Origin of the sequence: Streptomyces sp. NPDC052301, from assembly GCF_044593395.1 — a bacterium.
Classification (GTDB): Bacteria; Actinomycetota; Actinomycetes; order Streptomycetales; family Streptomycetaceae; genus Streptomyces.
In genome coordinates this window covers 544,692-564,850 of sequence record NZ_JBIUBE010000003.1, presented here as the reverse complement: position 1 = coordinate 564,850, position 20,159 = coordinate 544,692, and the positions used below count along the sequence as shown (strand labels likewise).

Sequence of the window (20,159 nt, the reverse complement as noted above, 5' to 3'; positions counted from 1 at the left end):
GCACGCCTGACCGTGGGGACAGTGCGTCCTCCTCGCTCGCGCACCCTTCCGCTCCCTGCGCCGCACAGCTTCCCTCTTCGGCACGGCTTCCAGACGGTCTGGTGTGCAGCAAAGCGTGTAGTGCCGTCCCCAAGGGTCGGCATGACGCACCTAAAGACTCCGCCGACCTTGTCACCTCGTCCGTCGCATTCGTGCGGGTTTCGCAGCACGCAAGTTCTCAAGCGGCGATGACGCTGACGCCGTCCCCGAGCAGCTTGAGACCGAGGACGAAGAAGAGGACGGCCATGACGGCGACGTTGTGCTGCGCGGCCCAGTCCCGCCAGTTGCCGAGCACACTTTTCGCCCGTTCTCCCATGAGCAGATAGACGGCGAGGGGTGCGAGCACTCCGAGGGAAGCGATCACCACGAAGACCGCGAGTGTCCCGATCTGCTGGGGTACGGGGATGCCGGCCGAGCTGATCGAGGCGCCCGCGGCGATGGTCAGAGGCGCGTTCTTGGCGTTGGCTGCCGACAGTGCCAGTCCCAGCCCCAGGATCTTGACGGGGGTGAAGCGATCGATCGCGGCCATCCACTTCGGGAGCTGGGCCTGGGAGGGGTCTTTGGGGCGGCGGCGCCACAGTCGGGCGCCGAACAAGACAAGCAGCACACCCAGGGCAAGCTTGAGGGCTCCGACCCAGGTTGCCGGGTGCTTGTGGGTGGAGGCTGCGCCCGCGCCACCGACCACCAGCATGATCGCACCCAACAGGGCGAGCCCGAGAACCCAGCCGAGTGCGAACAGCGGGCCGTTGAGGTGTCCCCGGGGGGTCGCCAGGATGAGGATCATCGCCACGATCGGGAGCGGGCTGACCGCGACAGCGGCAGCCAGGCCAAGCACATCACCGACGGCGTGTCCCACTGCGGCCTCCGTAAGAAGGTAGTGATGGGCGGCTCGGATACTTTCAGGACCCTGGCCACGTCGGCCGGCTCGCACCTCACGTGCCTGCTCCGGCAGGGGGCGCGGCCCTCACCGGCATCGTGCGATCCCGTGGGCCCGATGGCCAGCGCCCTGCGGCGAACGGGTGAAGGCTCTCGTGGGTGCTTCAGCGAGCGCACGCGCTCGGCCTGTGTCTACGGTGGTGTGAGAGCGAGTCGCTCAGCAGTTCGGCCTCGGCTCCGATCCTGGATTCGGTCGGCGTCCGTTGCAGCGAGGCGGCTACGCCTCGGCGGACGACCCTCGAGTGTCCGGTTCACCACAAGCACCGCGCGGCAGGGCGGGTGCTGGTTCAGAAGGTGCAAGATGTCGCCGCAGTTCATTCGGTACACGCCGGACGTGGAGATCCCCGAGCCGGATTTCGATGAGAATCTGCCAACAGTGATCGCCAGGACGGAGCAGTTCATCACCGAGTCGGTGACGACGGGGGGAACCGGTCAGGCGGTCCGGGATGCGCATGCCAAGGGATACGGCCTGGTCAGAGGCGAGGTGGAGATCCTGGACGGGCTGCCTGCGGAGTACGCCCAGGGCATTTACGCGACACCTGGCCGTCACGACGCCCTGGTGCGTTTCTCCAACGGCTCACCCCATGCCGGGGCCGATGCCCGTCTGGGGCGGGCGACAGGTCTGGCACTGAAGATGTTCGACATCGACGGCCCGACACTGTTGGAGGACGAGCCGGACAGCCGGACCTTCGACTACAACACGATCAACGCGCCCGTCTTCTTCTGCAACAGCGTCGCGCACTACCTGTTCATCCAGGAACTGTTCCTCAACGCCGGCACCTACTTCGCCGAGGGCAAGAGCGGTCGGCACCGCTTCTTCCGCGAATTCGTGACAGGGAAAGGCTCGCTCGACCAGGACCACTGGGCTTGGGAGGAGTTCCTGACCTTCCTCCTCGTCTCGCAGAGGCCGTTGGTCAATGTGCTGCTGGCGACCTACACCACGATGGGAGCGGTCCGGCACGGCGACTACATCGCCAAGGTGCGTCTCGCTCCGGATCCGGCCTGCGCGGCGGGGGTGGCGGAACGCCGCATCGATCCGTCCTCCGCGCGCGAGGTGTTCCGGCCGGCGCTGGTGGCCGAGCTGCGCGCGCGCCCGTACGTCTTCGACATCCAGGTGCAGCTCTGTGCCGACCTGGAGCGGATGCCGGTGGAGGACCTCACCGTGGAGTGGCCCGAGCAGTTGTCCCCCTACGTCACGGTGGCCAAGCTCCGCTTCCCCGAGCAGGACATCTCGGGCGAGGACAACCTCAGGCGGATGGACGGGCTGTCCTTCACGCCTTGGCGGGTGACCGAGGCCCACCGGCCCCTCGGCAGCATGATGCGGGCCCGCAAGGAGGTCTACCGCGCCTCGTCACGCCTGCGTCATCGGCTCAACAACCAGGACCGGTGCGAGCCGCGCAGCGCGGACGACGTGCTGCCGCTCGCCGCGTCCGTCCCACACCACCACTGAAGGGCTCGGGCGCGAGGGCCGGGGCAGGCATCCAGGAAGGGCACGGTGACAGACCGCGATGGCAGAGCGCGCGAGCGAGTCCGCAGGTCAGGTGCTGGAGCTGGAGGACATCCAGGGCACCCTGCTCAGGCAGCGACCAGCCCCCTACGCCGGGGCGTACGTCCTGCTGCGCATCGACGACGCGGCGGACGGCCGCCGACTGATCGCACGTCTGCTGCCGCACGTGGCTTCGGCGGCACGCTGGTGGGATCCACCTAGCCAGGCGTGGCTGAGTGTCGCGCTCAGCTACGCCGGCCTGCGAGCCCTGGGTGTGCCGCAGGAGTCGCTGGACAGCTTTCCGCAGGCGTTCCGCGAGGGCATGGCGGCGCGGGCCGACCGGCTCGGCGACGTGGACGAGAGCAGCCCCGAACACTGGGACGCCCCCTTGGGCAGCGCCGACGTCCATCTCGCGATCTCGGTGTTCGCCCGGGACGCCGAGGGGCTGGAATCCCTGTTGGAGGCTGGCCGGGAGGCCCTGCGCGGCCTGCCCGGCGTACAGGTCATCTACCGACTGGACGCCGCCCAGTTGCCTACCAAACGGACCCATCTGGGCTTCGTGGACGGCATCGGCGAGCCGGACGTCGAAGGCGCGGGAGTAGCCAACCTCTTCCAGGCCAAGGGAGAAAACTACGGCTACCTGCCCGGGTTCGGCCCCACCATCAAGGCCGGCGAGTTCGTCCTCGGCTACGAGAACCAGCTCGGGCGGCTTCCTCCGACGCCGCAGCCGACCGAACTGGGCCGCAACGGCACCTACGTGGCCTTCCGCAAACTGCACCTGAAGGTGGCGGACTTCCGTCGCTACCTCCACGACAACGCCTCCTCAGCCGAGGAGGAGGAACTGCTCGCAGCCAAGATGGTGGGACGCTGGCGCAGCGGCGCGCCCTTGGTTCTCGCGCCCGACCACGACGACCCCGAACTCGCCGCAGACCCGAGGCGCGTCAACGACTTCACCTACCGCAAGGACGACCCCGCCGGTCTACGTTGCCCCATGGGAGCCCACATCCGGCGTATGAACCCCCGCGACGCTTTGGAAGAGACCATCGCGGATGTCCGTATCCACCGCGCCTTGCGCCGCGGCACGCCCTACGGCCCCATGCTCCCTGAAGGCCAGCTCGACGACGACGGCGCCGAGCGCGGCATCGTGTTCATCTTCATGGGCGCCGACCTCGTGCGACAGTTCGAGTTCCTCAAGGCCCAGTGGGCCAACGACGGAGACTTCGTCGGCCTGGGCACCGAAAAGGACCCCGTCGTCGGCGCCAATGACGGCACCGGCACCTTCACCATCCCCCGGCGCCCCGTCCGCCGCCGTCTCAAGGAACTGCCCCGCTTCGCCGTCACCAAGGGAGGCGAGTACCTCTTCATGCCCGGCATCCGAGCCCTGACCTGGCTGGCCGAACTCGAACCCTGAGCCACGCAGCCGGACAACCGGCTGCAACTCCATCCAAGCGGCCCTGTGACCGCCCAAAGCTTCCCGAGAGGGGATGTCCCACATGACCACGAAGACCGAGAAGCCGAGCCGCCCGGGCATGGAACAGGGCCGGACCAACGAGTTCACCCTGTTCTTCAACGTCAAGCCCGGCCACGGGCAACAGATCCGCGAGGTATTCCAAAGCCCCGGATTCGAAGAGATGCGCAACCGCCTCAGGGAGCGCCTCGACACTCTGCACGATGCGCGGTGGGTCCTCTTCGACGACGACACACGCCTGTTGTTCGCATCCAACTTCGACGGTGACTGGGACGCCTACATCGACGACTTCGCCAGCGAAGTCCCCGCCCTCTTCGACAGTGTCCTGGAGCACACCGAGGGCTATCCGGGCATCAACTCCCCGGACATCAAAGACCACGTCGTCGCCCACCAGACCACCGCAGTCTCCTATTTCCGCACCATCCCTGACGCAACGATCAAGGAGATCAAGAAGGCATTGCGCGTTCAGGATGCATTCCAAAAACTGCTCGACGAGGCGAGCTGACTCGCCGATCACAAGGACGCCCGTTCCGGGTGACCCGATGGCCTTCGGGGGCGTCAACGACCGCCCTCGTAATCCGGGATGAAGAGGCCGTGCCAGATCGTGCGGGGAACCGCGGGGAACACCGGGTAGCGGGAGCAGCGATCAACACGGCGCGAGCCCCCGTGGACGCAGGTCAGCAAGGCGGTCGAGGCGAGAGCACGCGAGCTTCCGAAGCTGAGGGCTCAAGGCGGCTCCATAAGTTGCTGGATGGCCCGGAAGGGCGGGGTGCGGCTCAAGGCGGCTTGTCGCTCGGAGCGAGTGGCCGCCGTGCCCTTTCGGGGCACCTTGGCTGCTGATTGAGATGTGCGCGCCTTGTGCGGTCGCTGGTTACGGAGCAGACAGCGGGGTGTTCCTCGGGCCGACGGAATGCCGCGCGGCGTGAGGAGGGGCGAGTGAGTGAGCCACGGACCCGAGTACGGGCCGGCATCGATGCAGGCAAGGGGCATCACTGGGCGGCGGTCGTCGACGAGACCGGTGCGACTCTGTGGTCAAAGAAGATCGACAACGACGAGTCGGCCATCCTGACCGCACTCGGCGAGATTCTCGGCCTGGCGGGCGTAGTCCACTGGGCCGTGGACATCTCCGGGACGTCCTCCGCGCTGTTGTTGGCCCTGCTTGCGGCCCATGGCCAGCAGGCTGTCTACGGGCCCGGCCGCACGGTGAACCGTATGTCCGGCGCCTACCGTGGCGAAGCGAAGACCGACGCCCGCGACGCCTATGTCATCGCCGAGACGGCACGTCACCGCAGCGACTTCGCCACCGTCTCGTAGAGGCGCACTCTGCGGAGTCCAAGGATCTCCATGAGCCGGTAAGCGCGTCTGCGGAGCTGCTTCGTGACCACCTCCAAGACGACATCGTCGCCCTGGCCACCTGGTGCACGGTCAAGACCCGTGGAGCCCTGAAGGGGCAGTACCGGCACCTGGCAGCCGACCGTTCACCGGTCACCTACGCGATCAAGCTCACCGACAGGATGCGGACCCCGCTGCCGCCGCACCCCGCCGCAGCCCGCGGGCATCCCGCCGCTTCACGCGGCCGGGGCTTCCTCGAAGTGGCTCGGTCTGCCGTCCTGCACGATCAGGCGGCCCCTGGGGGCGGCTTGCTGGTGGGGCAGGAGGGTCCACGTGCCGTCCCTACGGTGGAGGGCCGTCGAGTGCCAGGGGGTCGTCCAGGCGTCCGGCGCGTCGAGGAGGCGGATGCCGAATTTCGGGGCGCCGGTGGGCTGGGGGTGGATGGAGAGGCGCACGGCGCGGGGGTGGTGTTCGGCGATCAGGGTGCCCCAGGCGCGGCTGCGCTGGATGACGCCGTACGCCCGTTGTCTGCATGCGCGTTGGAGGGCGGAGCGGGTGCCGGTCCAGTCGGCGGTGTCCTCGACGAGGAAGCGGGTGATGCCCCGGTAGAGGGAGAGGGCCTGGTCGTCGCCGCGGACCTCGGCGCGGAGGGCCTCCAGGGTGGGGGCGTAGCTCGCATGGATGAGGGTCCGTTTCGTGTCGTGCGGGAGATCGCCGAGGACGTCGCGCAGGTCGAAGACGGACAGTCTGTCCAGTCCCGTCCGGTCTATCTGTATGCGTAGGTCGTCGGCGTAGGCGTCGATGTGCTCGTCGGGAACGCCGATGAGGTCGCCGAAGACGTGGCCGTCGGAGCAGATGATCACGTGGGCACCGGGTGGGTAGACCCGTTCGATCTTGGTGCACAGGGTGTTCAGGAAGGCCAGGGAGAGGCGTTCACCCTGGTCAGGCAGGTGACCGAGGACTTTGGCCGGGTTGGGGGACTTACACGGAAAGCCGGGCAGAGTGAAGACGACAGGGGCGCCGTCGCGGATGAAGCGGGCGATGCGGCGGACCTGATGAGGGAACGCTTCCACACGGGCGGGAAGAGGAGCGTGGTCGCGATCGGTCGTGCGGTGGTGGGGCAGGAGCAGGTTCAGGATCTCCTTGCCGATGCGGGTGGGGAGGGCGTCCGACGCGACCGTCAGTGGCATGTCGTTTCTCCGTGAGGACCAGGCAGTACGAGGGCACGTCGGCATGGCGCCGTGGCGGGACATGCGAGCCAGGCGCCGATGCTCGGTGGGTGGGTGGGTGGGTCAGCTGGGGCCGGGTCGACTGGTGGGGCGGGACCCGGTCAGCGGTACGTCGGTGTCAGAGGCGGCGTTCGTAGTCGGCGGGCAGGTGGTTGGTGCCGCGGCCGAGCACGGCCGGGATCCACTCGATGTCCTCGTCTCTGATGGCCAGGTGCAGGCCGGGCAGCCGGGTGAGCAGGGTGCCGAGGGCGATCTGGAGTTCGGTGCGGGCGAGGGCGGCGCCGGGGCAGAAGTGGATGCCGTGGCCGAAGGCGAGGTGGGGGTTGGGGCTGCGGTCGAAGTCCAGGGTGTCCGGGTCGGGGAAGCGGCGCGGGTCGCGGTTGGCGGCGCACAGGGAGACGATCACGGAGTCGCCGGCCGGTACCTTCGTGCCGTGCAGGTCGCTGTCCTGGTCGAAGAAGCGCCAGGTGGTGAGTTCGAAGGCGCTGTCGTAGCGCAGGAGTTCCTCGACGGCGCGTGGCAGCAGGCCGGGGTCGTCGCGCAGGCGGGCCAGCTGGTCGGGGTGGCGAAGCAGGGCGATCAGGGCGGTGGTGATCTGGTTGGTGACAGGCTCCTGGCCCGCGACGAGCAGCTGGAAGATCATCGAGTCCAGCTCTTCCTGGGAGAGTTCGCGGCGGTCGCGGGCCACGACGAGGCGGCTGAGCAGGTCGTCGTCCCAGTGCTCTCGCTTGTGGGACACGACATCGGCGATGTAACTCTGCAGGCCGTGCAGGCGGGCCTCATAGAGGGGGCGTCCGGGGTCGGTGGGGCCGACCGGCTGGACGACCTTGCCCCAGTCCCTGTCGAAGCGGGCCGCGAGCTCCTGCGGGAGACCGATGACTTCGGCGAGGACCTGGAAGGGGAAGTGGGCGGCGAAGCCGGTGACGAGGTCAGCGGGGCCCTGCTCCGGCAGTGCGTCGACGAGGGAGTCAGCGAGGTCCTGGAAGCGCGGGCGGAGCTGCTCGATGCGCCGCGGGGTGAAGGCGTCGGTGACGAAGCGGCGCATCCGGGTGTGCTGGGGCGGGTCCTGGTGGAGGAGGTGGACCTGGAGCTGGGAGTGCTGTGGCTCGGGCATGATCGAGGCTCGGGCGCGCCAGCGGTCGTTGCCGCGGTCGTGGTTCTTGCCCAGGCGCTCGTCGTTCAGCGCGGAGTACGCGGCCTCGTAGCCGGTGACGAGCCAGGCTTGGACGCCGCTGGGGAAAAGGACGCGGTGGACCGGACCGGCCTCGCGCATCTGCTCGTACAGAGGGTAGGGGTTGGCCTTGTAGGGGCAGCCCATCAGCGGGACCGGGTCGGGCAGGACGTCCGCATCGGTGGCGGGTATCGGTTCCTGGAGAGTCATGGAAAGGCTCCTCAGAGGGCGAGTTCGGGCTGGTAGTGGTCCAGCCACAGGGCGAGGTCGACGACGCGTTCGAGGCGCAGGCGGTGGCCCCACTCCAGCCGGTCGGGCGGGGTGTCGAGGCAGGGCTTGATGCGGGTCTCGTCGGCCAGGGCGCGGATCTGTTCGGTGGCGAGCGCGTCGCGGGCCATCTGCTGCAGGCCGCGGTTGTAGTCGGGGTGGTGGGTGGCCGGGTAGTGGTTCTTGGGGCGGTGCAGCACCGAGTCCGGAGCCAGGCCGGCACCCATCGCACGCAGCAGGCTCTTCTCCCGTCCGTCGAAGCTCTTCAGCGCCCAGGGCGTGTGGAAGGCGTACTCGACGAGCCGGTGGTCGCAGTACGGGACACGGACCTCCAGGCCCTGGGCCATGCTGAGGCGGTCCTTGCGGTGCAGGAGCTGGCGCAGCCAGCGGGTCAGGGACAGGTGCTGCAGCTCGCGCTGCCGGTGTTCGGCGGGGCTCTCGCCATCCGTGTGCGGTACGGCGGCCAGGGCGGCGCGGTAGGTGTCGTCGCGGAACTCGGCGATGCGCAGATCGAGTTCCGGGTTCAGCGGCATGGCGGCCTCGTCGCCCGTCACCAGCAACCATGGGAAGGTCTCCGCTGCCAGGGCCTTCGGATTGTGGAACCAGGGATAACCACCGAAGACCTCGTCGGCCGCCTCGCCGGAGAGGGCGACGGTGGAGTGCCGACGGATCTCGCCGAACAGCAGGTACACCGATGTGTCCATGTCGCCGACACCGATGGGTGAGTCGCGGGCCACGACGACGGCCTTGCGGTGCTCCGGGTCGAGCAGGGCGCGCGGGTCGAGGACGACGGTGCTGTGGTCGGTGCCGATGAAGGCGCCGGCCTCGATGGCGTAGGGCGTGTCGTGGCCGGTGCGCAGGACGTCGCCGGTGAACTGTTCCGCCTGGTCGCTGTAGTCGACGGCGTAGGAGCGGATCCGGGCGTCCGGGCCTTCGCGCCGGCGCAGTTCGTCGGCGAGCAGGGCGGTCAGGACGGTGGAGTCGATACCGCCGGAGAGCAGGCTGCACAGCGGGACGTCCGCTTCGAGCTGGCTGCGGGCCGCGGCACCGACCAGGGCTCGGGTCCGCTCGATGGCAGTGTCCTGGTCGTCGGTGTGGTCGACGGCCTCCAGTTGCCAGTAGCGGCGTCCGCGGATGCCGGCCCGGTCCAGGACGAGCACGCCGCCCGGCTCGACTTCCCTGACTCCGGACCAGACGGTCGGGCCGGTGTTGAACAGCAGGCTGTACGCCTCCCGCAGCCCGTCCGCGTCCACCCGCGGCCGGATCTCCGGATGAGCGAACAGCGCCTTCGGTTCGGAGGCGAAGGCGAGGCCGCCGTCGACAGTGGCCCAGAACAGGGGCTTCACCCCGAGCCGGTCGCGGACCAGGAGCAGCCGCTGGGCGCGTTCGTCCCATACGGCGAAGGCGAACATGCCCTGCAGGTGCTCGGCGACTGCCTCGCCCCACTCGGCGTAGGCGCGCAGCACCACCTCGGTGTCGCTGCGCGTGTGGAACTCGTGCCCGCGGGCGCGCAGTTCGGTGCGCAGTTCGTGGTGGTTGTAGACCTCGCCGCTGTAGCTGAGCACGAGGTCCGGCCGGTCGGGCCGGTCGGTCATGGGCTGTACGCCGCCTTCGAGGTCGATGACGGCCAGTCGGCGGTGGCCGATCGCGGCCCGTTCTCCGAGCCAGACGCCGCCGGCATCGGGTCCGCGTGGCGTGAGGGTGGCGGTCATGGCCTCGATGACCGGGGCCTGGGTGCGGGCGTCGCCGTGGAAGGACGCCCAGCCGGTGATTCCGCACATGGGAAGGACTCCTCGGTCAGGAATGGTGGGCGGCGGGAGCGTCGCCGGTGGACATCTCCTGCTCGAACGCCGGCCTGCGTCCCGGCAGTGCGAGCAGGGGTACGGCCAGACAGGCGGCGGTTGCCGCCAAGGTCAGCCCGGCCGTCACGCCGTCAGCCCCTCCCGCCAGGCCCCAGGCGGCAGTGGCCAGGGCCGGGCCGAGGGTGAAACCGAGGCTGCGGGCCAGCTGTACGGAGGAGCCCACGGTCGCCGTGCGGTCCGGTGGGGCGGCGCCCATGACCAGGGCCTGGGTCGGGCCGCCGTTCAGACCCATGCCCAGGCCGGCCAGCGCCAGCCGCCAGGCCACACCCACCGGTGACCAGTCACCCCCCAGCGGAACGAGGAGGAGCAGACCGGCAGCGGTGAGGGCGGCACCGATGACCGCCACCGGCCGAGCCCCGGTGGGGGTCCCCCCGCGCGAGCGGAGCCGAGCGTGGGGGAGGTCGGCGAGACGACCGCCAACCGGACCAGCCAGCCCCATCCCGAGCGGGAAGGCCAGCACGGTCAGACCGGTCGTGGTGGCGCTGACGCCGTCGTCGCGCTGAAGGTGCAGGGCGACGACGTAGTGCATCGCCGCGAAAGCGGCCGCCAGCGCGAGCACCGCCGTATGCGCACGGATCAGCCCCGTCGCCCGCAGTACGCCGACCACCGGACGGCCGCCCGGCCCCCGCAGCCACCACCACACCGGCGGTACGGCGGCAAGCGCGAGCACCAGCGCCCCCGGGCTTCCCGGCGCCAGGGTCAGCGCCAGCAGCAGGGCGGCCACGCCGGAACCCACCAGCACGGCATCCGCCGCCGACCGCCGGTCGGGCAGGCGCAGGCCCCCGTCCCTCGGCATCGCCCTCCACGCCACGACAAGGGCAAGCAGACAGAAGGGGATCTTGACCAGGAAGACGGCGCGCCAGCCCAGGTGGTCCAGCAGCAGTCCGCCCACCGCCGGACCGGTCACGGCACCCAGTGGGCCCAGCGTCGCGGGCACGCTCATGGCCCGCCCACGCAGTTCCGGCCGTACAGAACGCAGGGCGAGAACCGGCATCAGCACGAAGAGCACGGCCCCGAACGCACCCTGGGCGAGGCGGGCGGCGATCAGCCAGGACGCCCAGGGTGCGGCGGCCGCCAGCGCGCTGCACAGGGCGAAGCCCGCGGCCGCGACCAGCAGGGCGGAGCGCATCCCGACCCCGTCCAGCCACCGGCCGACAGGCAACAGCAAAGCAGCCACGGGCAGTTGATAACCCAGGACCGCCCACTGAGCGGTCGCGGCCGAGACGTGCAGACCTTCGGCGATGTCCGCCAGGGCCACATTGACGATGTTCATGTCGAGCATCGCCACGAACGCCAGCAGGCCGGCCACCGCAACGAGCAGCCAACGGTCCTCGCCGCCGACGGGTATGTGGCCGGGCTGTTCCGAACCGGGACTGTGGCCTGTCACCGTTGCCGCCCCTCACGCTCGTGGATGGGCTGCCGGACGGCAGCCTCGTCCCACAAGTCGGGAGGGATCGCACACGAGTTCCCGAGCGCGTCCAGAAAACTTGGCGGGCAGGCTGAAACTGCCCGCGCCGATCAGTCGCGGCGGCCACCGCGGGCCGGTCTCCCCGACACGGCCGACCCCACCAGCAGGTACAGCAGCGCGCAGAGGATCAGTCCGGCGGCACAGCCGACAGCCGCGCCGAACGCTCCGTCGACGACGGCTCCCAGCCGGCCGTACCCGGCTACGAGAACGGCCACGGTGGCCGCGAGCAACGGCCGGGCTCCTCCGTTGATCCGCGCCCAGCCACGCCGGATCATCCTTGGCTCAGGATCCCAAGGCCGTATCGCTTGGGAACCGCCGTGCACGCCCTGCCGAAGCCGCGCCATCCGACCGCCCTCCCCCACCGCGCTGAACACGCCCGCCGCCCGATGCGTGCCGCCGAGGGTTCCTTCCCTGCCACCGGACATCGAATCAGCATGCCTGCGGCGGAACTCCACGCTCCGCTCAGCCGACCACTGAGGCGACGGCGTCGGCCTGAACGACCGCATTCAGGCATCGGTACGCCACACCGAAGTCCCCGTCCGCACTCTGGAGTTGCGCCATGGAGCAGAAGAAGTACAACGTCACGGGAATGAGCTGCGAGCACTGCGCGGCGAGCATCAGGGAAGAGGTCTGCGAGGTACCCGGGGTGAGCGAGGTCGTGGTCGACCTCGCCGCCAACGCCGTCACCGTGCACGGCACGGACCTTGACGACGAGCGGCTGCGCGCGGCGATCACCGAGGCCGGGTACGGCATCGCCGACTCGATCGCCGCCTGATCCGGGCGGACGGCCGAGCGGGCAGGACGTGACCGGCGTCCTGCCCGAGCCCGTTCATCCCCGGCTGGGTGTCTCCAGCGGCACGGCCGTCGGTGCCTCGTCCGCCGGCGTCCGGTGGTCGAAGGCGATGAGCGGATCACCGGTCAGGGGATGGTCGACCACCGCCGCTCGCACCCCGAACACCTCCGCCATCAGCGTGGGTGTGAGGACTTCCCGCGGCGGGCCGGAGGCGACGACCGCTCCATCGTGCAGGACGTGGAGACGGTCACATACGGAGGCCGCGGCGTTCAGGTCGTGCAGCGACACCAGGGTCGTACGGCGCTGGGCGCGCAGGAGCGCGAGCAGGTCGACCTGGTGGCGGATGTCGAGGTGGTTGGTCGGTTCGTCCAGCACCAGGACGTCCGGGTTTTGTGTGAACGCCCTTGCCAGCAGCACGCGTTGGCGTTCACCGCCGGAGAGGGCCGTGAAGCGGCGTCCGGCCTGCTCCGCCATGCCGACGTCGGTGAGCGCCTGCGCGACGATGTCCCGGTCGGAGGCGTCCTCCCCGGCGAAGGCCCGCTTGTAGGGGGTTCGGCCCATGGCGACGACCTCACGCACGGTCAGCTCGAAGTCGCTCCCGCGCTCCTGCGGCAGGGCCGCCACGTGTCGTGCCGACTGGAGCGGGGTCATCTCCCGCAGGTCGGTGCCGGCGAGCAGGACCCGCCCGGCGGTGGGCTTCAGGTGCCGGTAGACGGTGCGCAGGAGCGTGGACTTGCCGCTGCCGTTCGGGCCGACCAGACCGGTGATCTCGCCCTCGGCCGCGACGAGATGGGCGCCCGCGACGACCCTACGGCTCGCGTAGGCGACGGACAGGTCCTCGATTTCGATCCTCAACTGCCGCTCCCCAGGCGCCGGTCCAGCAGGTACAGCAGGGCCGGAGCCCCCAGCAGCGAGGTGACCACGCCGACCGGCAGCTCCTGCGTGTCCATCGCCGTACGGCACACGATGTCGACCACCACCAGGAGCAGGGCCCCGAACAACGCGGAGACCGGCAGGAGGCGCCGGTGGTCGCCGCCGACGACCAGGCGGCAGACGTGCGGCACCATCAGCGCGACGAAGGCGATCGCGCCGGAGACCGCCACCAGGACACCGGTCAGCACGCTGGTCACGGTGAACAGCTCGCGGCGCAGCCGGGTGACGTCGATGCCGAGTCCGGCGGCCGTCTCGTCGCCCATCAGCAGGGCGTTCAGGCCCCTGGCGCGGGCCTGGAGCCACAGCAGCGCGGCGGGTACGGCGACGGCGGGTACCGCGAGCAGGTCCCACGTCGCTCCGCTGAGGCTGCCCATGAGCCAGAACAGGACACTGTGGGTCTGCTGTTCGTCCCCGGCCTGCAACACCAGGTAGCTGGTGAACCCGGAGAGGAACTGGCCGATCGCGACCCCGGCCAGCACCAGCCGCAGCGGCGCGAACCCGCCACCGCGCCGGGCCACCGCCCACACCAGCGCGAACGTCGCCAGTGCGCCGGCGAAAGCCGCCCCGGACAGGCCCAGGCCCAGTGCCCCGCCGGCGCCGAGGCCGAGGACGATCGCGGTGACCGCGCCGAGGGAGGCGCCGTTGGAGATGCCCAGCAGGTAGGGGTCGGCCAGCGGGTTGCGCACCAGCGCCTGGACGGCCGTACCGACGACGCCTAGGCCGGCGCCGACGAGGGCGGCGAGCAGGGCACGCGGGAGACGGAGCTGCCAGACGATGAGGTCGTCCGTGCCGGGGCGCGGCGCCTCACCGGAGAGCCGCCGCCACACCACACTCCATACCTCGCCGGGCGGGATCGACGTCGAGCCCCAGGCCACGGCCGCCGTCAACGCGGCCACCAGCGCCACGGCCAGAACCACCGCCAACGGACCGGCGGGCAGGCTGCCGCGCTCCTCCGCAGCCGCGGCTTTCCGGCGCACCAGGGTGAAGGCCACGATCAGGCGACCTTGCCCGGGTAGAGGGTCTTGGCGATGGCCTCGACCGCGTCGGCGTTCTCGACTCCCGCGATGGTGGTCTGCTCGGAGCCGATGCGCAGGAAGTGGCCCGCCTTGACCGCCTTCAGGCCCTTGGTGGCGGGGTTCGACTTCAGCCACTGCTCGGCCTCGTCGAACGCCTTCCTGTTCGCTACCTCGCTGCCGCGGTTGCGGACGCCGAGCTGGATCCAGTCGGGGTTCTTGGCGATCACGTCCTCCCAGCCGACCTGCTTGTGGTCGCCGTCGCAGTCGGCGAAGACGTTGCGGGCGCCGGCCAGGGTGATCACGGCGTTGGCGATCTGGCGGTTGCAGGTGACGGAGGGCTGCTTCGTACCGGCGTCGTAGTCGAAGAAGAAGTACGTCGGCCGCTTGCTCTCCGCCGTACCGCCGACCGCCTTCTGGACCGCGCCCACCTTCGCCTTCATCCCGGCGACGAGTTTCTGTGCCTGCGCACGGGTGCCGGTGACCGCGCCGAGGGAGGTGATGTCGGCCTCGACAGCGGACAGATCGGTCACCGGGGTCTTGCTCTGGGCAGCACAGGCGGTGGACTTCAGGTAGATGTGCTTGATCCCAGCCGCCTTGAACTCCTCCGCCGTCGGCGCGTCCCCCATGCCTGAGCCGCCCATGCTCCCCATGGAGGCGAAGGTGTCGATGTAGAGGTCGGCTCCGGAGCCGAGCAGCTTCTCCTTCGGGATCACCGTCTCGCTGAGCGCCTTGACCTTCCGCGCCTGTGCGTCGAGCGCGCCGGGCAGCGTGCCCTTTCCGGGCGGGAAACCGGTGCCGATCACCTGGTCGCCAGCGCCGAGGCGCAGCAGCAGTTCCAGACTGGAGGCGTTGCTGGTGACGATTCTCCTCGGCGCGCTGGAGAAGGTGGTCCTGGCGCCCGTGCAGTCCGTGACGGACACCGGGTAGCCGCCGGAAGCCGCCTTCCCTGCCTGCCCCGCGTTCCCGTCCGCCGTGCCCTTTCCCCCGCCGCCGCAGCCCGCCACCAGCAGGCCGCCCAGTACGACGGCCGCGGTACCGCCCCACACACGAGAACGCATCGAACAACTCCCGGATCCACTCGGTACACGGGCGAGCCTTCGTCACCCGCTCCAGTAGTCGGAGCGAAGGTGCCTTGAGTTCCCGGCCAGTTGGCGATCCGGCTCTGGTGAACCGCTCCCGGTGCTCCAGCGGCGGCGAGGGTGCCGGAGCCGTTCTTCCAGCCGGCACCGGCACCCTCCCGGCAGTCAGGCCGCCAACGCGGCGGGCTGGTCCTCCCCCACTGCCTTAAGGGCGTGGGAGGTGCCCCCATCGTCCAGCAAGCCCATCAGCGTTGCGCGGGCGCGGGCCACGCGGGAGCGGACCGTGCCGATCGGGCAGTCGCTCACCTCGGCGGCCTCCGCATAGGGCAGGCCGAGCAGCTGCGTGAGGATGAACGCCTCCCGGCGGTCGTCGGGCAGCGCGGCCAGCAGATCCAGCAGTGCGATGCCGTCGTCGAAGCCGGGCAGGTCGCACGGCTGGGCCAGCTCGGCGGCCAGCTGCCAGTCCGGCACGTTGGCCAGGCGTGGCCGGGCGGCGGCGTACCGGTAGCTGTCGATCACCGCGCGGCGGGCGATGGACAGCAGCCAGGCCCGCGCCGAGGAACGCCCCTCGAAGCGGTGCAGGCTGCCGAGCGCCCGCAGGAACGTGTCCTGCGCCAGATCGTCCACCGCCTGGGGATCGCCGCACAGATGGGCCACGTAACGCTGGACGTCCCGGTGCAGGGCGCCCACGAACTGCTCGACCGCCTCCGTGTCACCGCCCCGGGCGGCCAGCGCCCAAGCGGTGATCGATTCGTCGAGCGCTGCCGGCGTGTCACTCCGGGAGCGCGAGGTGGGCAGGGCAGAGGTATTCACCTGGTGTCCTTCTCGGGTCAACCGTGATCCGGACCAGGGCGCGCCACAGCACGCGGTCCGGTGAAAGTGGGAGAGACGGCCCTACGGCGTCACTGTGGCGCTACCGCGCCCTGTGCGGTCGTACGGCCGTGGCCCGAGGCGCGACCGGGCAGCCGGGCAGCCTCGGGAAACCAGCTGTCTTCAGACGACAGCCGTCCCCACCGGCGGACCCCGAGAGGTGATCGCGTGGACGAGGAGGAGAAGACGCGGCGCGCGGTCCGAGCGGCAGCGCCGCACCCGGACGCGTGGGCGGTCAGGGGTGACCGGCAGGGCGAGCAGCAGCCGCAGCGGGGCTGCCAGCCATCCGGCGGCGGCCCGCAGGATGCGGAAGGCGGCCTTCTCCCCGTACGCCAGCCACAGGCCGCACAGCACCGCGGCGAGCAGGTGGGCGGCGAGCATGCCGAACGACGACGAACCACCGTTCACGGAGTGCCCCATGTGGTCCATGGGGCCCATTCCCGTGTGGCGCACAGGCATGGAGCCCATGTCCATGGAGCCCATCGGCATCGAGCCCATGCCCATGGAGCTGTCCATGGGGCCCATGCCGCTCATGTCCACGGAGGCCGAGCCGCCGGACGTGCCGGACGTCGACTGGGCGTAGGAGAACGCCTCGTGGAGCACCGTCTGGGCGGCGACCACGACCGTCACGATGAACGGCAGCCCGCGCTCACGCCCCGCCAGACACCAGCCCACGAACCCGGTCACGGCCCCGCCGGCGGCCAACGCCCCCGCGGGCACATCGCTGCCGGACATCAGGACGTGGCCGAGGGCAGCGAGCAGCACGCACATGGCCGCGAACACCGCGGCCCGTATCGCGCGAGCACACCACCCTGCTGTCATGGCGCCTCATCCTCGCATCCGGGCTTCGGTCGTCATGCGTGGGTACGGACATCCACGGGGGACCGTACTCAATCCGCAGGATGTGATCCAGCCCACGACAACAGGCTGGAACTCGACGACACTCTGACCCGACGTCTAGAAGAGGACGCCTCCGCCACGAGGGTCGGCGATCACCGGCCGCCGCCGCTCGGGCGGATCACGACCGCGATCGTCTCGGCCGGCGCGCTGTGCTCGAAGTGCAGCGTGAACGGTACGAGGTCACCTGCCCGCCAGCCGGCCCCGGCCCGCAGCGTCACGTCCACACCGCGCGGCGACATGGACAACCCGCCGCCCGCCGGGACGCCGGCCGAGGTCACGTCGACCTTGTACGCGGCCCGGCCGCCCAGCATGCGGTGCCCGCTGAGGGTGATCCGGCCGTGCGTGGCGGTGGACGTCACGTTCACCAGCCGGTCGTCCGCGCCACCGGCGTTGGCGATGTCGAAGAGCGCCGCGGTGTCCGTGCTGTCGCCGTACGGCAGGAGGACCCGCCCGTTCGAGACGGTGATCCGGGCCGGGCTGCCCGCCTTCCCGGCCCCGACCCAGGTCGTCAGGCCGCCCAGGGCGAGACTGCACGCGGCCACGGGCGCGAACGCGGCGAGGAGGGTGTCGGTCAGTCGACGGCGAGTGGGGCGCCAGAGATTCCGCTCGGTCATCGGGTACGCCTCCGGGCGGGAGCGGGCGAGGGCTGCCAGGCGCGCAGCCGCAGGCTGTTGCCCACGACCAGCAGCGAACTCACCGACATCGCCGCCGCTGCGAGCATCGGATCGAGCAGGCCGACCATGGCGAGCGGCACGGTCACGACGTTGTAGCCGAAGGCCCAGACGAGGTTGGCCCGGATCGTGCCCAGCGTGCGCCGGGCGAGCCGGACCGCGTCCGCCAACGCCTCGATGTCCCCGCGTACCAACGTCACGTCGGCCGCCCCGATGGCCACGTCCGTGCCGCTGCCCATGGCGATGCCCAGGTCGGCTCCGGCCAGGGCCGCAGCGTCGTTCACTCCGTCGCCGACGACCGCGACGTGGTGGCCCTGCTCCTGCAGGTCCCGTACGAGGGCGGCCTTGGCCTCGGGGGTGCAGCGGGCGTGCACCTCGTCGATGCCCACGGCTGCGGCGACGGCCTGAGCGGGTGCCTCGCGGTCACCGGTGGCGAGCACCGGCCGCACGCCGAGGCGCCGCAGCCGGTCCACGGCCCGGTAACCTCCGGGCCGCACCACGTCCCCGACCTCGATCAGGGCCTCGGCCACACCGTCCACCCGGACCAGGACGGGCGTGTGGGCGGCGGCCTCGGCCACCGACAGCGCGTCCGCCAGGGCGGTGGGCAACTCGCCGTCCGCGGCGAGGACTTCCACCAGCCGGCCGTCGACCAGGCCGCGCACGCCCCGCCCCGGCACTGCGGCGAACTCACTCACGTCCGGCAGCGTCCCCTCGGGGAGTTCCCGCCGGGTGTAGGAGGCGATCGCGCGGCCCAGGGGATGCTCCGAGCCGTGCTCGACGGCCCCGGCCAGTTGCAGCAGCGCCTCCTTGCCCGGTCCGTCGGGTACGACCGTGACACGGGCGACGGTCATGTGGCCGGAGGTGAGCGTGCCGGTCTTGTCCAGGACGACCGTGTCGAGGTGCTGGAGCCCCTCCAGTGCCTGGGGTCCGCTGACGAGGACGCCCAGTTGGGCACCACGGCCGGTCGCGGCCATCAGCGCGGTCGGCGTGGCCAGGCCGAGCGCGCAGGGGCAGGCCACGACGAGGACGGCCACGCACGCGGTGACGGCGGCCTGCAGGTCGGCCCCGGCGCCGAGCCAGAAGCCGAGACAGGTGACGGCCAGTGTCAGCACGACGGGGACGAAGACGCCTGCCACCGTGTCGGCCAGCCGCTGCGCCCGCGCCTTGCCTGCCTGGGCCTCGGTCACCAGCCGGGTGATCCGGGCGAGCTGTGTGTCGGCGCCGACGGCCGTGGCCTTCACCAGCAGCAGCCCGCCGGCGTTGACGGCACCGCCGACCACCGCCGAACCCGGCCCGACCTCGACGGGGTCGCTCTCGCCGGTGACCAGGGACAGATCGACGGCTGAACTGCCTTCCACGACCTGCCCGTCGGTGGCCACGCGCTCCCCCGGCCGCACCACGAAAGCCTGCCCCACCCTCAACCGCGCGAACGGAACGAGCTGTTCGCCGTTGTCATCACGGATCGTCACTTCCTTGGTGGCGAGTTGGGCCAGCGACCTGAGTGCCGCCCCGGTCCCCCGCCGGGCCCGCGCCTCCAGGAAGCGCCCCGCCAACACGAACAGAGGTACGCCGACGGCCGCTTCCAGGTACAGGTGCGCCGCCCCGTCCGAAGCCGAGGGCACCAAAGTGAACGGCATCCGCATGCCGGGCTCTCCCGCACCGCCGAGGAAGAGCGCGTACGCAGACCAGGAGAAGGACGCCACCACACCGAGCGACACCAGGGTGTCCATGGTCGCCGCCGCATGCCGAAGCCCACGCGCCGCACGCACGTGGAAGGGCAACGCGCCCCACACGGCGACCGGCGCGGCCAGCACGAAGCACAGCCACTGCCAGTTGCGGAACTGCAGCACGGGCACCATCGACAGCACGAGCACGGGCACTGCGAGCAGCGCGGTGATCAGCAGCCGGCCCCGCTCCTGGCGAGCATCCTCGGACTCGCCCGCGTCCGTGGCCTCGCGCGTCTCGGACTGTTCGGGCGCTTCGGGAAGGGCAGCCGTGTAGCCGGCCTGCTCGACGGCGGCGACGAGTTCCTCGGGGTTGATCCCGGGCGGGTGGTTCACACGCGCCCGTCCAGTGGCCAGATTGACGGTCGCCGTGACCCCGTCCAGCTTGCCGAGCTTCTTCTCGACGCGCCTCACACAGGCCGCGCAGGTCATGCCACCGACGGTCAGGTCGGTCGTCACCAGGTCCACGGCCACCGGTTCCCCGCCCATCAGTGGCCACCCCCGTGCATGTCCCCCATGTCGTCCGTGCCGCCGCCCCCGCCGGGGCCACCGTCCCCCCGGCTCGTGCCGGTGCCGTGCATGCCGGGCGCGACGGGTCCTGCGGCGGCACCGACGGCGTACGACACCGTGAACACCAGCGCCAGCAGGAGAAGGAATCCGCACAGGGCGGGCGGAGGAACCAGCTTCCGCGACACCGCACCCGCGCCGGAGGAAGAGGATTGCCGGGACTCATCCATCAAAGGCGTCTCCAGATCACGTCGTACGGCGTCGGTCGGATCGCGCCGTACTGCCTCAGGAGTCGGAGCCGCCGGGAGTCGAGTTCCGGAGCAGGGTTGTGGTCCGCGTCACGTGAGGGACAACTGTGCCGGGGGTCGCGGCGACGGAACGGTGCCCTGCCGACGGCCACCGTCGGCA

18 protein-coding genes and 1 pseudogene are annotated in these 20,159 nt (G+C 70.7%); 5 read left to right on the top strand and 14 right to left on the bottom strand.

The genetic code is table 11. The features are described 5' to 3' along the window. Nucleotides 1-217 precede the first annotated feature (217 nt). Nucleotides 218-895: a GAP family protein gene (locus ACIHEJ_RS09770; protein ID WP_400133650.1), complete on the bottom strand. Its 678-nt coding sequence runs from the start codon at nt 893-895 to the stop codon at nt 218-220. Nucleotides 896-1,351: 456 nt separating this feature from the next. Between ACIHEJ_RS09770 and ACIHEJ_RS09765 the strand changes: the two genes are divergently transcribed. The 4 genes and pseudogenes from ACIHEJ_RS09765 to ACIHEJ_RS09750 all read left to right on the top strand — a co-directional run. Next, nucleotides 1,352-2,425: a catalase family protein gene (locus ACIHEJ_RS09765; protein WP_400133648.1), complete on the top strand. Its 1,074-nt coding sequence runs from the start codon at nt 1,352-1,354 to the stop codon at nt 2,423-2,425. A 58-nt stretch (nt 2,426-2,483) separates the two neighbouring features. After that, nucleotides 2,484-3,872 carry a Dyp-type peroxidase gene (locus ACIHEJ_RS09760; protein WP_400133646.1) on the top strand — a complete coding sequence of 463 codons (1,389 nt, stop codon included), beginning with the start codon at nt 2,484-2,486 and terminating at the stop codon, nt 3,870-3,872. 82 nt (nt 3,873-3,954) lie between these two features. Beyond that, nucleotides 3,955-4,434 carry a hypothetical protein gene (locus ACIHEJ_RS09755; protein ID WP_400133644.1) on the top strand — a complete coding sequence of 160 codons (480 nt, stop codon included), beginning with the start codon at nt 3,955-3,957 and terminating at the stop codon, nt 4,432-4,434. A 431-nt stretch (nt 4,435-4,865) separates the two neighbouring features. Next, a pseudogene (locus ACIHEJ_RS09750) lies at nt 4,866-5,237 on the top strand (IS110 family transposase); the annotation flags it as partial. A gap of 260 nt (nt 5,238-5,497) precedes the next feature. On the opposite strand, the gene ACIHEJ_RS09745 reads toward ACIHEJ_RS09750, so the two are convergent. The 5 genes from ACIHEJ_RS09745 to ACIHEJ_RS09725 all read right to left on the bottom strand — a co-directional run bounded on the left by ACIHEJ_RS09745 (nt 5,498) and on the right by ACIHEJ_RS09725 (nt 11,488). After that, nucleotides 5,498-6,451 (bottom strand): L-tyrosine/L-tryptophan isonitrile synthase family protein, encoded by a 954-nt coding sequence (locus tag ACIHEJ_RS09745; RefSeq protein WP_400133642.1) that lies wholly within the window; start codon nt 6,449-6,451, stop codon nt 5,498-5,500. A gap of 157 nt (nt 6,452-6,608) precedes the next feature. Continuing rightward, the gene (locus ACIHEJ_RS09740; RefSeq protein ID WP_400133640.1) at nt 6,609-7,871 is read right to left on the bottom strand and encodes a cytochrome P450; all 1,263 of its coding nucleotides are present in this window, start codon (nt 7,869-7,871) and stop codon (nt 6,609-6,611) included. An 11-nt stretch (nt 7,872-7,882) separates the two neighbouring features. Next, nucleotides 7,883-9,709: an asparagine synthase (glutamine-hydrolyzing) gene (gene asnB / locus ACIHEJ_RS09735; RefSeq protein WP_400133639.1), complete on the bottom strand. Its 1,827-nt coding sequence runs from the start codon at nt 9,707-9,709 to the stop codon at nt 7,883-7,885. A 16-nt stretch (nt 9,710-9,725) separates the two neighbouring features. After that, entirely contained in the window at nt 9,726-11,177 is a 1,452-nt protein-coding gene (locus ACIHEJ_RS09730) for an MFS transporter (RefSeq protein WP_400133638.1), read from the bottom strand. A 131-nt stretch (nt 11,178-11,308) separates the two neighbouring features. Continuing rightward, a complete protein-coding gene (locus ACIHEJ_RS09725) occupies nt 11,309-11,488 on the bottom strand; it encodes a hypothetical protein (RefSeq protein WP_400133636.1) in 180 nt (59 codons plus the stop codon). Nucleotides 11,489-11,817: 329 nt separating this feature from the next. Here ACIHEJ_RS09725 and ACIHEJ_RS09720 point away from each other — a divergent pair, with 329 nt between their 5' ends. Next, the gene (locus ACIHEJ_RS09720) at nt 11,818-12,033 is read left to right on the top strand and encodes a heavy-metal-associated domain-containing protein (protein ID WP_400133634.1); all 216 of its coding nucleotides are present in this window, start codon (nt 11,818-11,820) and stop codon (nt 12,031-12,033) included. A 54-nt stretch (nt 12,034-12,087) separates the two neighbouring features. Here ACIHEJ_RS09720 and ACIHEJ_RS09715 read toward each other — a convergent pair whose 3' ends face one another. From ACIHEJ_RS09715 to ACIHEJ_RS09680, 8 genes are all read right to left on the bottom strand, one after another. Then, entirely contained in the window at nt 12,088-12,906 is an 819-nt protein-coding gene (locus ACIHEJ_RS09715) for an ABC transporter ATP-binding protein (protein ID WP_400133632.1), read from the bottom strand. Further along, nucleotides 12,903-13,976, bottom strand: a complete 1,074-nt coding sequence (locus ACIHEJ_RS09710) for a FecCD family ABC transporter permease (RefSeq protein WP_400133630.1) — start codon at nt 13,974-13,976, stop codon at nt 12,903-12,905. Before ACIHEJ_RS09710 ends, ACIHEJ_RS09715 begins: the two co-directional genes overlap by 4 nt. A 2-nt stretch (nt 13,977-13,978) precedes the next feature. Next, nucleotides 13,979-15,058: an ABC transporter substrate-binding protein gene (locus tag ACIHEJ_RS09705; RefSeq protein ID WP_400133628.1), complete on the bottom strand. Its 1,080-nt coding sequence runs from the start codon at nt 15,056-15,058 to the stop codon at nt 13,979-13,981. A gap of 186 nt (nt 15,059-15,244) precedes the next feature. Continuing rightward, nucleotides 15,245-15,892: a sigma-70 family RNA polymerase sigma factor gene (locus ACIHEJ_RS09700; RefSeq protein WP_400133626.1), complete on the bottom strand. Its 648-nt coding sequence runs from the start codon at nt 15,890-15,892 to the stop codon at nt 15,245-15,247. A gap of 180 nt (nt 15,893-16,072) precedes the next feature. Then, complete coding sequence (locus ACIHEJ_RS09695) at nt 16,073-16,771, bottom strand: hypothetical protein (RefSeq protein ID WP_400133624.1); 699 nt, start codon at nt 16,769-16,771, stop codon at nt 16,073-16,075. A gap of 170 nt (nt 16,772-16,941) precedes the next feature. Further along, complete coding sequence (locus tag ACIHEJ_RS09690; protein WP_400133622.1) at nt 16,942-17,463, bottom strand: copper chaperone PCu(A)C; 522 nt, start codon at nt 17,461-17,463, stop codon at nt 16,942-16,944. Then, complete coding sequence (locus tag ACIHEJ_RS09685; protein WP_400133620.1) at nt 17,460-19,733, bottom strand: heavy metal translocating P-type ATPase; 2,274 nt, start codon at nt 19,731-19,733, stop codon at nt 17,460-17,462. The genes ACIHEJ_RS09690 and ACIHEJ_RS09685 overlap by 4 nt, the downstream gene beginning before the upstream one ends. Further along, on the bottom strand, nt 19,733-19,981 hold the full coding sequence (locus ACIHEJ_RS09680; protein WP_053707475.1) for a hypothetical protein: 249 nt from the start codon (nt 19,979-19,981) through the stop codon (nt 19,733-19,735). Before ACIHEJ_RS09680 ends, ACIHEJ_RS09685 begins: the two co-directional genes overlap by 1 nt. Nucleotides 19,982-20,159: the final 178 nt, after the last annotated feature.

Bases quoted from the DNA above. Each gene is read 5' to 3' on its own strand.
- ACIHEJ_RS09680 (WP_053707475.1), bottom strand. From the start codon at position 19,981: ATGGATGAGTCCCGGCAATCCTCTTCCTCCGGCGCGGGTGCGGTGTCG.
- asnB (WP_400133639.1), bottom strand. From the start codon at position 9,709: ATGTGCGGAATCACCGGCTGGGCGTCCTTCCACGGCGACGCCCGCACC.
- ACIHEJ_RS09705 (WP_400133628.1), bottom strand. From the start codon at position 15,058: ATGCGTTCTCGTGTGTGGGGCGGTACCGCGGCCGTCGTACTGGGCGGC.
- ACIHEJ_RS09740 (WP_400133640.1), bottom strand. From the start codon at position 7,871: ATGACTCTCCAGGAACCGATACCCGCCACCGATGCGGACGTCCTGCCC.
- ACIHEJ_RS09760 (WP_400133646.1), top strand. From the start codon at position 2,484: ATGGCAGAGCGCGCGAGCGAGTCCGCAGGTCAGGTGCTGGAGCTGGAG.
- ACIHEJ_RS09695 (WP_400133624.1), bottom strand. From the start codon at position 16,771: ATGACAGCAGGGTGGTGTGCTCGCGCGATACGGGCCGCGGTGTTCGCG.
- ACIHEJ_RS09690 (WP_400133622.1), bottom strand. From the start codon at position 17,463: ATGACCGAGCGGAATCTCTGGCGCCCCACTCGCCGTCGACTGACCGAC.
- ACIHEJ_RS09745 (WP_400133642.1), bottom strand. From the start codon at position 6,451: ATGCCACTGACGGTCGCGTCGGACGCCCTCCCCACCCGCATCGGCAAG.
- ACIHEJ_RS09720 (WP_400133634.1), top strand. From the start codon at position 11,818: ATGGAGCAGAAGAAGTACAACGTCACGGGAATGAGCTGCGAGCACTGC.
- ACIHEJ_RS09755 (WP_400133644.1), top strand. From the start codon at position 3,955: ATGACCACGAAGACCGAGAAGCCGAGCCGCCCGGGCATGGAACAGGGC.
- ACIHEJ_RS09685 (WP_400133620.1), bottom strand. From the start codon at position 19,733: ATGGGCGGGGAACCGGTGGCCGTGGACCTGGTGACGACCGACCTGACC.